At 62.7% G+C, this 12,434-nt stretch carries 11 protein-coding genes; 8 read left to right on the top strand and 3 right to left on the bottom strand.

Features of this window, described 5'->3' with window-relative positions; genetic code table 11:
• Positions 1 to 6: 6 nt before the first annotated feature.
• Positions 7 to 1,449: an NtaA/DmoA family FMN-dependent monooxygenase gene (locus CXQ94_RS08015; RefSeq protein WP_104088169.1), complete on the top strand. Its 1,443-nt coding sequence runs from the start codon at positions 7 to 9 to the stop codon at positions 1,447 to 1,449.
• 319 nt (positions 1,450 to 1,768) lie between these two features.
• Here the strand turns inward: CXQ94_RS08015 and CXQ94_RS08010 are convergent, their stop codons facing one another.
• Positions 1,769 to 2,740 carry an ABC transporter substrate-binding protein gene (locus CXQ94_RS08010; RefSeq protein ID WP_104088166.1) on the bottom strand — a complete coding sequence of 324 codons (972 nt, stop codon included), beginning with the start codon at positions 2,738 to 2,740 and terminating at the stop codon, positions 1,769 to 1,771.
• Between the two features lie 279 nt (positions 2,741 to 3,019).
• Here CXQ94_RS08010 and CXQ94_RS08005 point away from each other — a divergent pair, with 279 nt between their 5' ends.
• The 3 genes from CXQ94_RS08005 to CXQ94_RS07995 all read left to right on the top strand — a co-directional run bounded on the left by CXQ94_RS08005 (position 3,020) and on the right by CXQ94_RS07995 (position 5,405).
• On the top strand, positions 3,020 to 4,231 hold the full coding sequence (locus CXQ94_RS08005) for an LLM class flavin-dependent oxidoreductase (RefSeq protein ID WP_104088164.1): 1,212 nt from the start codon (positions 3,020 to 3,022) through the stop codon (positions 4,229 to 4,231).
• 140 nt (positions 4,232 to 4,371) lie between these two features.
• Positions 4,372 to 4,887: a flavin reductase family protein gene (locus tag CXQ94_RS08000; RefSeq protein ID WP_104088161.1), complete on the top strand. Its 516-nt coding sequence runs from the start codon at positions 4,372 to 4,374 to the stop codon at positions 4,885 to 4,887.
• The gene (locus CXQ94_RS07995; RefSeq protein WP_104088156.1) at positions 4,884 to 5,405 is read left to right on the top strand and encodes an NADPH-dependent FMN reductase; all 522 of its coding nucleotides are present in this window, start codon (positions 4,884 to 4,886) and stop codon (positions 5,403 to 5,405) included. Before CXQ94_RS08000 ends, CXQ94_RS07995 begins: the two co-directional genes overlap by 4 nt.
• Here CXQ94_RS07995 and CXQ94_RS07990 read toward each other — a convergent pair.
• The gene (locus CXQ94_RS07990; protein WP_258066846.1) at positions 5,402 to 6,670 is read right to left on the bottom strand and encodes an MFS transporter; all 1,269 of its coding nucleotides are present in this window, start codon (positions 6,668 to 6,670) and stop codon (positions 5,402 to 5,404) included. The genes CXQ94_RS07995 and CXQ94_RS07990 overlap by 4 nt on opposite strands.
• Before the next feature lie 67 nt (positions 6,671 to 6,737).
• On the opposite strand from CXQ94_RS07990, the gene ftsY reads away from it, so the two are divergent.
• The 4 genes from ftsY (at position 6,738) to CXQ94_RS07970 (ending at position 10,911) form a co-directional block, all read left to right on the top strand.
• Positions 6,738 to 7,925 carry a signal recognition particle-docking protein FtsY gene (ftsY, locus tag CXQ94_RS07985; RefSeq protein ID WP_104088151.1) on the top strand — a complete coding sequence of 396 codons (1,188 nt, stop codon included), beginning with the start codon at positions 6,738 to 6,740 and terminating at the stop codon, positions 7,923 to 7,925.
• A 199-nt stretch (positions 7,926 to 8,124) separates the two neighbouring features.
• Positions 8,125 to 9,486 (top strand): ammonium transporter, encoded by a 1,362-nt coding sequence (locus tag CXQ94_RS07980; protein ID WP_104088149.1) that lies wholly within the window; start codon positions 8,125 to 8,127, stop codon positions 9,484 to 9,486.
• Entirely contained in the window at positions 9,483 to 9,821 is a 339-nt protein-coding gene (locus tag CXQ94_RS07975; protein WP_104088145.1) for a P-II family nitrogen regulator, read from the top strand. Before CXQ94_RS07980 ends, CXQ94_RS07975 begins: the two co-directional genes overlap by 4 nt.
• A gap of 232 nt (positions 9,822 to 10,053) precedes the next feature.
• Positions 10,054 to 10,911, top strand: coding sequence for a hypothetical protein (locus CXQ94_RS07970; RefSeq protein ID WP_146070252.1), 858 nt, complete (start codon positions 10,054 to 10,056; stop codon positions 10,909 to 10,911).
• Positions 10,912 to 11,027: 116 nt separating this feature from the next.
• Here the strand turns inward: CXQ94_RS07970 and CXQ94_RS07965 are convergent, their stop codons facing one another.
• Positions 11,028 to 12,428, bottom strand: a complete 1,401-nt coding sequence (locus tag CXQ94_RS07965; RefSeq protein WP_104088519.1) for a glucose-6-phosphate dehydrogenase — start codon at positions 12,426 to 12,428, stop codon at positions 11,028 to 11,030.
• Positions 12,429 to 12,434: the final 6 nt, after the last annotated feature.

Raw genomic sequence — 12,434 nt, 5'->3', positions numbered from 1 at the left:
AGAACAATGAGCGAGAATAGCGAGATTGGCAACGGCTTCATCCCCAGCGGGCAGCTGCAATTCGGCGTCTTCTTTCAAGGCGTCAACTCCGGCACTATCTGGAAATCACAGGACTCCGGTTCGCAGACAGACTTTGAAACCTTCCGCACGCTGGCCCAGACTGCTGAACGCGGCCTGTTCGCAGCCTTCTTCCTGGGCGAAGGGCTGCGGCTCCGCGAACACCTGGGGCGTCCCCACACCCTGGATGTTGCCGGCCGGCCCGATGCCCAGACAATGCTGGCCGCGCTCGCCGCCGTGACCACCAAAATTGGGCTGGTAGCCACCCAGAACACCACCTACAACGACCCCGCCCACCTGGCCCACAGGCTCTCCAGCCTGGATCTGCTCTCCGCCGGGCGGGCCGCCTGGAATGTTGTGACCACGGACAACGCCTGGACTGGCGCCAACTTCCGTCGTGGCGGCTACCTGGACCATGAGGATCGATACACCCATGCGGAGGCCTTTGTGGAGACGGCCAAAAGAATCTGGGACAGCTGGGACGACGACGCCATCGCCGACTCCGAGACGGCTGCCGCCTGGCAGACGCCCGGCTCCGTGAGGCGGGTGCTCCATGACGGCCAGCACTACAGAGTTGACTACACGCCGCGGCTACCCCGCAGTAGCCAGTACCGCCCGGTATTGTTCCAAGCCGGGGACTCCCCGGAAGGACGGGACTTCGCAGCCCGGCAGGCGGACGTCATCTTCTCCGCCCACCCGGCCTATGACGATGCCCTGACCTTCCGCCGCGACATTGTCGCTAGGGCTGTCAAAGCTGGCAGGGGTGCCAACGACGTCCAGATCATGCCCGCCAGCGAGTTCATCCTTGCCGCCACGGCGGGTGAGGCGCAGGAGAAGAAGGCCTGGGTGCGCAGCCTGCAGATCGGTCCACAACAGGCCCTTGCCTATTTGGAGCAGTTCTGGGGCCGGGAACTGTCCAGCTATGACCCCGATGGACCCCTGCCAGAGATCGACCCGGTGGTGGCTGAGACCTCCGAGACCCGCGGCAGCGGATTTCATGGGGCCAAAGCCCGCCAGCTCGCCGACCAATGGCGGGCCGAGGCCAAGGACAAAGGGCTATCGATCCGGCAATTCGTGACAGGGAAAACCAACAGGGTCGATGCAACATTTACAGGTTCCTACACCGACGTTGCGGATACCCTGGCCCGCTATGCCAGGACGGGCGCCGTCGACGGTTTCAACATTTCCCCCTGGCTGGTTCCCACGGGGCTCGATGACATTGTCAATCATCTGGTGCCCGCCCTGCAGGAACGAGGCGTGTACCCCACGGAGTATGCAGGCACCACGCTGCGGGAGCATTTGGGGCTGCCTGTGCCGCAGCGGTCCCCAGAAACAATCGCTGACGACGGCGAGATCCGGCTCGAACTGGCCGTTCACCAGCAACAGCTCTAGATAATTTCGAGAAAGGGGCGGGCCCACCAACGCACGTTGGCGGACCCGCCCCTTCTTCTGCCTGGGTGTTGATCCGCCCTGCCCTGACGCCGTATCACTTTCGGCACCTTTTCTGCAGACGCGGTATCACCTTTGGCAGTGAATTCAAGAACGCCGTATCACTTCCTGTAAACCAGCTCGGACGCTGCGTGTTCTGGTGATACTGCGTCGCGGGAAAGTGAACCAAAAGTGATACCGCGTCGGCGGACAAAAGCGCCCGGCTGAACGTTTCAGCCGGGCGCTTGAGCCTGTGATGGGCCCGCCCCATCTTGTGAGGCGGCTAGCTTGCTGGTAGCCCGGGAGGGTTGAGCTCTGACTTTGTCACGGCCTCGCTACTCAGGCCCCAAGTGTCAAGGATTTTGGCATAGCTTCCGTCCGCGATCAGGTGGTTCAGGCCGGCCTGCGCGGCGACGGCGAAGCCGTTTCCTTTCGCCGTGGTCACCGCAATGCTCGCACTCAGCGGCCAACCGCCGTCGACGGTTCCCACCAACTTGGTCTTGCCGTCTGTGGCGGCCTTGTACGCGCCGGTTGGATTGGGTCCGAAGGTCAGGTCTGCACGGCCGGACTGCAGGGCCAAGGTGGAGGCCGAGTCGTCGTCGTAGTACTGGAATTCGACGGGGGCCAACCCCTTTGCCACGTTTTCCTTGTTCCACGCCAAAAGGATGGACTCCTGATTGGTCCCCGACCCGACAATCACCTTCTTGCCAGCGACGTCCGGGGCCGATTGCACCTTGGTGATGGGGCTGGCAGTGGTCGCATAGAAGCCCAATTTGTCTTCTCGGTACGTGGCGAAGTCAAACTTTTGCTTGCGCGCCTCTGTCACTGTCACATTGGTAATGGCGGCCTCATACTTCCCGGAAGAGACACCCAAGGGCCAGTCGGCCCAGGCGGTTGGCACAATGTCCGCCTCGAGTCCCAACGATTGAGCGAGTGCGATGGCGATGTCCACCTCGTTGCCAATGGGCGTCTTGTTGTCGGTGGCGTAAAGGCCGAGCGGGGCGGTGCCCAGGGAGACGGCCACTGTGAGCTTGCCGTCCTTTTTGATCTCCGCCGGAACGAGCGCCGCTGCGGCCGGATCGACGGTAACGGCCACGCGTTGCTGGTTCGGAGCTAGATTGAACACCTTGGCGCTGGAGGCCACAGACGGTGCCGGGGCGGCACTGGCCCCAGGGTCCGAGCACGCGGCCAAGCCGAGTACAGTGCTGGCTGCCAGGGCAACGGTGAGAGCTGATTTTACGGTGAGACTGGCCATGATTTCCTCTTGAGATCGTGTGGGGGTTAACGGTGGTGAGAGCAACTATCCAGTAGCGCACCAGTGCCCTCCAAGGCCCAAGAAATCCGCGGATACATGGGGACATCGCGGTTAGTGGGGCGTAGCACCGCGCAACAAAAACCGGTGCCCTGATGGCCCGAATTTCCGCAACTACGGCACCCGATCAGCGCAGGAACATTACGGTTTGCAACGTCCGTCACAAGGCCATGTGAAACGCTCTAATGATGTACCAAAACCACCACCTTTGAGGAATAGGCCATGAACCACATCCCAGCAGCACCTCGCGGGTTCACACCCACCGGCAGGCTCCACTTCGGCGTTAATCTGGTGGGCCCGGCTGCCGATCTCACGTTCGAGCAACTTCGCGGCCTTGCACAGACGGCGGAGCGGGGACTGTTTTCCCTGTTGACGCTGGATGAACGGTACTGGCTGGGCGACGACCCCGGTGCCTCATCCTCCTCGGATCCTGCCGGGTCAAGCGACGTGGCTGCCCTGCAGGCGGCACTGGCGGCGGTGACCGGCAACATCGGATTGGCGGTAGCAGCCGCGCCGGACTACGACGACCCCGCTTCCTTGGTTCACCGGATCGCCTCCTTAGACAAGATTTCGGGGGGCCGGGCGGCATGGAATCTGCTCGCCGACGGGGCCCGGCACGGTGAAGCCAATTCCGGATCCGCAGACCACAGCCAACGCGAAGAGTTCCTGGCGGCGGCGCAGCGCATTTGGGACACCTGGGGAGCCGCCACCGATTTTTCACTCCCCGCCCGCGGACCGGTGGAAACGCTAGGCGCATTCCAGCGCGACGGCCAGCTATTCAGCGTGGGCGTGGGGGCGCTGCACCAGCCAGGCCCGCGCTACCGTCCCGTCGTCATCCACGCCGGCGATACCCTCGGCGATCGTCGCTTCGGCACCCGTCACGCCGACGTGCTGACCACAGCCCCGGCAGGAATCAGCCAGGCACTTGCGTTGCGAAAAGACATAGCAGCCAGCGTCATGGGCGCGGGCCGCAGCGCTAATGACGTCAAGATCCTCCAGGGTGCAACGTTCATCCTGGCGGAAACAGCGGGGGAGGCGCGGGAGAAGGCGGAATGGTTGAGGGGGCAATTGCCGCAGTCGGCATGGGACGACCAAGCGTTTGTGGGTTCCTATTCGGGCGTTGCCGATCTGCTGCTGGACTTTGCCCGCTCCGGGGCAGTGGACGGATTCAACGTCATGCCGTGGCTGTATCCCACCGAGCTCGCGGAGATTGTGAACCATCTTGTCCCCGAACTGCAGGAACGCGGAATCTATCCCACCGACTATGCCGCCGACTCGCTCCGAGACATTCTTTGCCTGCCCGGTTCGGCACGATCCGCCGCCGCACCAACGGCACATGCCCTGCCTGTCATTGAGGTCGGCGACCTCAATGACATCCATCTCGACCTGGACCTGCGGATGGAACTGATTGTGCAGAAAATGGGCGCTTCCTAGGGCTACGCCCGAGAGGGATTTGTTACGCCCTGTCACGGCATATTGAGCGTTGTTGAGCCGTGTTGCAGAGCATTGCAGCCGCCTTGGAAACCCCGCAAACATGGTGATTGTGTGGCATTACTGCTTCGAAAGGACTTGCCATGACAACCCACCCACCCGTGACCCCGAGCCAACTTCGGAACGTTTTGGGTCACTTCGCCACCGGCCTGACAATCATCACCGCGGCCACGCCTACCGGGCCTGTCGGGTTTACCTGCCAGTCGTTTGCCTCACTATCTTTAGAACCGGCGCTAGTGACTTTCAGCCCCGCCAAGACCTCGGCCACCTGGCCGCTCCTGCGGGCCGCCGGCCGCTTCACGGTGAACATCCTGCCCGCCGAACACCAGCACCTCTCGGGCCAGTTTGCCCGCTCGGGCACCGACAAGTTCGCCGGCGTCAGCTACACCGACTCGCCCTTGGGCAATCCGGTTCTGGATCAATCACTGGCCTGGGTCGACTGCGAGTTCCATCAGGAGTACGACGGCGGCGACCACACCATTGTGGTGGGCGCCGTCCACGCCCTGTCGGCCCGGGCCGAGGCCGAACCTTTGCTCTTCTACAAGGGTGCCTACGCCACAGTCCATCAGGCACCGGCACTGTTGGGAGCACTTTCGTGAAAATTGTTGGTGTGGACGGCAGCCCGTTTGGCCCGGGCAAAACCGCTGCCGCCATCGCGGCAGTCCTGGCCGGGGCGGCAAACCGTGGTGCACAAACCGAGCTGATCCGACACGACGATCCCGCGGCCGTTGACAGGATTGCCCGGGCCGACGCCGTCGTCTTCGGCAGCCCCACTTACAGGGCCTCGCACACGGCAGCCTTGCGCGCCCTGCTGGAGAAGATCGACCGTAAACAGGGCGAGGAACCGTTGGCCGGCACGCCCGTCGCCGTCGTCATGACGGGTGCCTCTAGTGCCCACTTCCTCGGGACAAGGGACCTTGCCAACACGCTGAGCGGCTTCTTCGGCACCCAGGTTTTAGCGCCGGATCTGTTCTTTCAGGGCAGGGACTTCGACGACGCTGGGGCTCCCAGCGGGAGGGCCGCTGAATTGTGTCAGCTACACGGCGCAGCACTTCTTGAACTGGCTGCAGCGGTCCAAGCGTCAACTGCCCTGCGGGCACTAAGGCCTGTTGTCTAACCCTGAGGTCCGCTGGCCGTTTTAGTCCCTGGCACCTTTTCCGACACCAACTCCACTTCCCGGTGGGTGTCCTTGGCGGAGAGCCAGAACGCCATGCTGATCACCGAAACCACGGTGGCCATGGCGAACGCCAGCCCATAGGAGAAGAAATCAACCAGGACGCCTGCGGCAATGGGGCCGATGATTGCACCCAGGTCCGAGCTCATCTGGAAGGTGGCCAGCACCTTGCCCCCGGAGCGTTTGTTGCCGATCACATCGGCCACGCTTGCCTGCTGGGCCGGGCCCATCAACCCGCTGCCCAAGCCAGCAATGGCGGACACCAGGAAGAACCAGAATTCGTTGCCCGTGAACCCCAGCACGCCCATGGCAGCACCATTGACGGCCAGCCCTGCCAGGATCATGGGTTTGCGGCCCCACGAGTCGGCAAGCCTTCCCGAAAAGGTCAGCGCAATAGCGGTTCCGATGGCGAAGACTGCCAGTGAAATGCCTGCCACCTCCGGTCCGGCACCCAAGGCCACGGTGGCAAACAACGGCACAAGCGCCATCCGAATGCCGAAAGCCGACCAGCCGTTGGCGAAGCCTGAGGTCAACACGGCACGGTAGGCGGGTATCCCCAAGGCCGTACTCAAGGGCAACGCTGCGGCTTTGGCTGGTGCGGCGGTCCCAGCACTAACCGCGGTGGCCTTCATGGCAGGGAGCTGTGTGGCCACCAAGATGGCGACCACCAACAGCGCCCCCGCGTACACCAGGAACGGCAATTGCATGCCGAAACCGGCCAAGAGACCACCCACAGCAGGGCCGGCGATATTGCCCAGCAGGAATGATCCCGCGTAGAGGCTGGAAACTTTGCCGCGGGCCTGCGGGGGAGCCAGCCTGATCAGCAGGCCCATGGCGGCAACCGTAAACATGGTGGACCCGATGCCGCCTAGGCCGCGGAAGAGTAGTAGCTGCCAATAATTTTGCGCAAAAGCGCAGGCGGCAGACGACGCCCCCACAATGAGGATGCCCACAACGTAGGTGCTGCGTTCGCCCCACCTCTCAACCAACACACCGCTGAGCGGGGCAAAGATCAAGCGGGTAAAGGCAAACACGCTCACCACCACGGCGGCAGCACTGACGCTGACATCAAAGCTTTGGGCGAATTGGGGCAGGACGGGGGCCACAATGCCGAAACCGATGGCAATCAGGAATGCGGCGGCAATCAGAACCTTGATTTCTCGAGGAACTCTGACAACGGCTTTGTGCGGGAGATTTTTTGCGGACATCACCATCGAGTTTGTCACAGCTAGAGCTCACCCGCCCAGCGCAAACCCCTCGTGAGAGACTGGGGGAGTGAATGAAACTCTTGCCATCATCTTGACCATCGTCGTTGGGCTTGCCGTCATTGGCGGCTTCATCCCCGTCTTCCTGAAGGCACGGCGCAACAGCCAAAACTACACGGGCCCGCGCGACGCCAACGATCCCGCGCCCCTTGATGGGGACGGCTCAGCCGCCTCCGCAACGGGAACCTTGCTTGAGGATCGCCCCGAAACCATTGCTCCGGCGTCGGAGGCTGCCGTTGAAGTGGCGGAAACGGCTCCCGAACTGGAGAAGCCGCTGCCCGTGGAGGGACGCCTGGTCCGCCTGCGCGCCCGCCTGTCCAAGTCAAACAATGCCTTGGGCAAGGGGCTGCTGGCGTTGCTGGCCCGCGACACCATCGATGAGAACGTGTGGGAAGAGGTCGAGGAAACGCTCCTGCTGGCCGACATCGGCACCGACTCCACTATGGAGCTCGTTGATACTCTGCGCGAGCGGGTCAAGGTTTTGGGCACTCGCAGCCCCGAACATGTCCAGGCCATGTTGCGTGAGGAATTGATCAAGCTTGTCGATCCCACCATGGACCGCTCCTTGAACATTGACCGTCACGATGATCGCCCGGCGGTCCTGATGGTGGTGGGTGTCAACGGCGTCGGTAAGACCACCACGGTTGGCAAGCTGGCCCGCGTGCTGGTTGCCGAGGATAAGGATGTGCTCTTGGGTGCGGCGGACACCTTCCGTGCGGCAGCGGCCGAGCAGTTGGCAACCTGGGGTGCCCGCGTTGGTGTGCCCACCGTGAAGTCCGACGTCGACGGCGCAGACCCGGCGTCCGTCGCCTTTGAGGCCGTGAAGGCAGGTATCGACCAAGAAGTAGACGTCGTCATGATTGACACGGCCGGCCGCCTGCAAAACAAGGTGGGCCTGATGGACGAGCTCGGCAAGGTCAAGCGCGTCATTGAAAAGCAGGCCACAGTGGATGAGGTGCTGCTGGTACTGGATGCCACCACCGGCCAGAACGGCCTGACCCAGGCCAAGGTGTTCTCGGAGGTTGTGAACATTACCGGCATCGTGCTCACTAAGCTCGACGGCACCGCCAAGGGCGGAATCGTGGTGGCCATCCAGAAGACCCTGGGCGTGCCGGTGAAACTGATCGGCCTAGGCGAAGGCGCCGACGATTTGGCACCCTTCGATGCCGAGAACTTTGTGGACGCACTGCTCTCCTAAAAGGGAATGGTGCCCGGCGTGTAACGCGCCGGAAACATGGCGGCGACAGGAAGTTAACCTGTCGCCGCTTTTTGTAACGTCACCGAAATTATTGCCGTGTCCGGTCGAAACACTGCTGAACCATCGTTATGAGTGACCAAATTGCCCCAGCCCTTATGAAGCGGTGCGCAACTCCACTCGGAACGAAAGGCCAGAGCACATGAACACTGGCGATACAGCGTGGGTCCTCGTCTCGGCAGCCCTGGTGCTGCTGATGACACCCGGCCTGGCATTCTTTTACGGCGGCATGACCCGGGCCAAGGGCGTGCTGAACATGATGATGATGAGCTTCGGCGCCATGGCCGTCGTCGGCGTCCTGTGGGTGCTATTTGGCTACTCGGCCTCCTTCGGCACCGACATCGGCGGTGGCCTGTTGGGTAACCCGTTTGAAAAGTTCGGCCTCCAAGGCGTCCTGGACACCGGTGAAGGAGCGCCCCTGGTCGGGACCATCCCCGAGATCGCCTTTGTCGGCTTCCAGGCAGTCTTCGCCATCATTACCGTGGCCCTGATCACCGGCGCCATTGCCGACCGCGCCAAGTTCGGCGCCTGGATGACGTTCGCCGCCATCTGGGTCACCGTGGTGTACTTCCCCGTTGCCCACTGGGTCTTCTCCTTCACCAAGGACGCCGCCGGCAACCCGACAGGTGGCTGGATTGGCCAGGGGCTGGGCGTCATCGACTTCGCCGGTGGCACCGCAGTGCACATCAACGCCGGCGCTGCGGCCCTGGCATTGGCCCTGATCCTCGGCAAGCGCAAGGGGTTCGGCAAGGACCCCAGCCACCGCCCGCACAACATGCCGTTCGTGATGCTTGGCGCCGGCCTGCTCTGGTTTGGCTGGTTTGGCTTCAACGCTGGCTCCGCCCTCGGCGCCAACGCGGTGGCTGGTTACGCCTGGATCAATACGCTGGCAGCTCCGTGTGCGGCCATCCTCGGCTGGCTCCTGGTGGAGAAATTGCGTGACGGACACGCCACCTCCCTGGGTGCAGCGTCCGGTGCAGTGGCCGGCCTGGTCGCCATCACACCGGCATGTTCGGCCATCACCCCCATGTGGTCGCTGGTGCTGGGTCTGCTGGCTGGAGCCGTCTGTGCGCTGGCCGTCGGCCTGAAGTACCGGCTTGGCTTTGACGATTCCCTGGATGTGGTGGGCGTCCACCTTGTGGGTGGCATCTTGGGCACTTTGTTCATCGGCCTCGCCGCCGATCCCAATGCACCGGCGGCCGGAAACGGATTGTTCTACGGTGGCGGGCTGGAACTACTGGGTAAGCAGTCAATCGGCGCCTTCGCCGTGATGATCTACTCCTTCACCCTGGCCTACATCATTGGCTGGATCATCAACAAGACCATGGGCTTTAGGATCTCCAACGACCACGAGGTGGCAGGAATCGACGTCTCGGTCCACGCCGAATCGGCCTACGACTTTGGCGGCCGCATCTCCGGTAGCTTCTCGCCGCACAGCGAAACCTTCGCCACGGCGCCAAGCCCGGTCGAAGCCAGCCACCTAGATGAAAAGGTTGAAGCATGAAACTGATCACCGCCATCATTCGCCCCGAACAGCTCGACGACGTGCGGGCAGACCTGGAAAGCTACGGCGTGCAGGGCCTGACCGTCAGCAGCGCCCACGGCTACGGGCGTCAACGCGGTCACACGGAAATCTACCGTGGCGCCGAATACACGGTTGACCTTCACGCCAAGGTCCGGATCGAGGTTCTGGCAACGGATGAGCAAGCCTACGACCTCATGGACACCATCGTGGCCAGCTCCAATACGGGCACTGCCGGTGACGGCAAGGTCTGGATGGTGGAGGTGTACGACGCCGTTCGCGTCAGAACAGGTGAACGCGGCGTAGCAGCCATCTAGTATTTCCCGTTCCGGACGACGCCGGCACCTAAGGTGAGCTATTGACTCGCCTTAGCTGCCGGCGTCGTTCGCTTATGCGCAGGCTGGGCACCCCGGCACTGCGCCAGTGGCCGAGTTGCGCAAGCCACGCCCGGCACGCTCGCGCATAAGAGAACTCCGTTGGCTCCTCCACAGGACATGCCAGGGGCGTAGCCATGCAGAACTTGTCCGCCGTGGCTGCCGCGGACCGGGCTTGACGGGAACACTGGATGGCATGGACATCCAGGGCACACGAAAAACACCTTCAGTTGAGCGCACCATTGCAGAGTTAGGCACGGTGGCGCGACGCAAGGACCTGCTGGAACGCGGGTACACTGCCTGGAATTTGAAACAGGCTGTGGACGAGGGAACCATCAGGTGCGTTGCCCGCGGTTACTTCGCACTGCCGGATGCCGATCCGCTCGCTGTCCTTCTTGCCCAGCACCAGGGACGGAAGACGTGTTTTACGAAGGCAGAGGAACTGGGACTGTGGATTTTGCGGCCTATGCCGATGCCACATATGGCGGTGGCGCACGGCCGGCCGGTGCCTGGATTCGTGGTCCATCGGGTCAAGGGAAAACAGTTCCTGGTAGATATTTTGCGCCAGTGTGTGCGGTGTGGGACGGAGCTAGAGGCACTAACTGTCCTGGAATCCGCCGTCGTGCTCAAGAAATGCACCATTGCCCAGTTGCGGCGTGCCTTCTTGGGGAGTAGCGGCGCGGCTGGAAGGGCCATAGTGGAAATGATCGACCCGCAGGCACAATCAATTGTTGAAACGGTGGCACGCTACACCCTGAAAATGGCCGGCTATAACGTGCAGAGTCAGGCTGCCATCAGGGGTGTAGGGCACTTGGATCTTCTGGTGGAGGGTGTGCTGGGATTGGAAACAGACGGGGAGCGCCATCACAACACGCCACAGGGCTGGGCTGAGGACCTGCGCCGGGACAATCTGCTGGTGATCAAGGGCGTGTGGAAGTTACGGATTCCGGCCAACGTGGTCCTTTACAACCCGGAGTTGATGCTGCGGTGGGTCAGGCAAGCCCTCCAACGGATAGATTCGACGACGAAATGACCGCAGTCCGTTCCCTTATGCGCAGGCTGAGCACCCTGCCACTGCGCCAGTGAACAAGATGCGCAAAGCTAGCAACTTGGCCCTGCGCATATGGGAACGGCGATGGCGCCTCAGCTTCAGTCGTTGCTCGTGGTCCAATTCGCCGGGCCGGTGGAGCCGGCGGCGTATTCTTCCATGGGCACGGCGCCGGACTTCCAGGCTGCAAAGGCTGGTTCCACGATCCGCCAGCATTCCTCGGCCGTGTCACCGCGCACTGACAGTAGGGGGTCGCCGTTGAGCACGCCCTCGAGTACTTCGCCATACGGTAGGAGCGGATCGCTGGCCAGATCGGTTTCCAGCTGAACGCGGTCGAGGGTGAACAAGTCGCCGGGGCCGTTCACATCCAGGTCCAGGGTCAAGGTTTCCGGGCCAAAGCCAATGTGCAGCCGGGTGGGGGAGTCAGTTCCCGTGAAGCCCACAGGTAGGTGCGGGACGGGCTTGTAAGTGATGACAGCTTCCTTGCGGGTGCGGCCCAGGGCCTTGCCCGACCTCAGAATGAAGGGCACCCCTGCCCACCTCCAATTGTTGACGAATACCTCAACCTCGGCGAGAGTTTCGGTGTCATTGACGGGGTCTACGCCTTCCTCGGACAGGTAATCCGGTACGGGACGCCCCTCAATCGCGCCGCTCGTGTACCGGGCGCGGCGGGAGGCGGTGCCCGGGTCCGTGTCTGCGGTGCGGCCCACCGTGCTGGCTCGGAGCACCGCGGCAATGCTGGATCGCACGTCTGTCTCACCCAGTGTGGCTGGTGGTTCCATCGCCACGATCGCCATGATTTGCAGCAGATGGCTTTGGATCATGTCGCGCCCGGCGCCGGCCTGATCGTAGTAGCGGGCGCGGTTCTCCAAGGCCAGGTCCTCGTCGAAAATGATCTCCACCTTGGCAATGTGTTCACCGTTCCACAAAGGCTCCAGCAGCCTGTTGGCAAAGCGGAGGCCCATGATGTTCAGGACAGTGGACTTGCCCAAGAAATGATCCACCCGGTGGATATGGTCCTCGGCCACCAGGCTCGCCAGCGTTTCATTGAGGGCGTGGGCGGATTCGGCGCTGGAGCCAAACGGCTTTTCCATCACCAGCCGGGTGCCGGCAGGCAGTTCCTGTTTCTTGAGCACCTCGCAGGCCTTTTGGCTGATGGCCGGGGGTAAGGCGAAGTACACGGCGACCGGTCCCTCCACCGTGGCCAAGAAGGCTCCCAATGCTCCCGGTGCGGTGACGTCCAGCTGTTGGTAGTGGCTGTTCTTTTGCACCGACGCCAGTTCCTTGATGCCGCCAGCTGTGGATTGCCCGCCGGGGGCAAGCGCATCGGCAAAACTGCCGGTGAGTCGCTCCTGCCACTGTTCCGGCGACCAGTCGTCGCTGCCCGCACCTACCAGGGCCAGCCCCGCAGCCCGCCCCGAGGAGATGAGCCGTCCGACGCCGGGCAGCAACAATCGCCCCGTCAGATCACCTGAAGCGCCAAGGATGACGAGTGTCTTGATCCTCGC

It is taken from the genome of Arthrobacter sp. GMC3 (assembly GCF_002929305.1).
Classification (GTDB): Bacteria; Actinomycetota; Actinomycetes; order Actinomycetales; family Micrococcaceae; genus Specibacter.
Note: the sequence above shows the minus strand (reverse complement) of the source record. Positions and strands in the feature narration are given on the sequence as shown.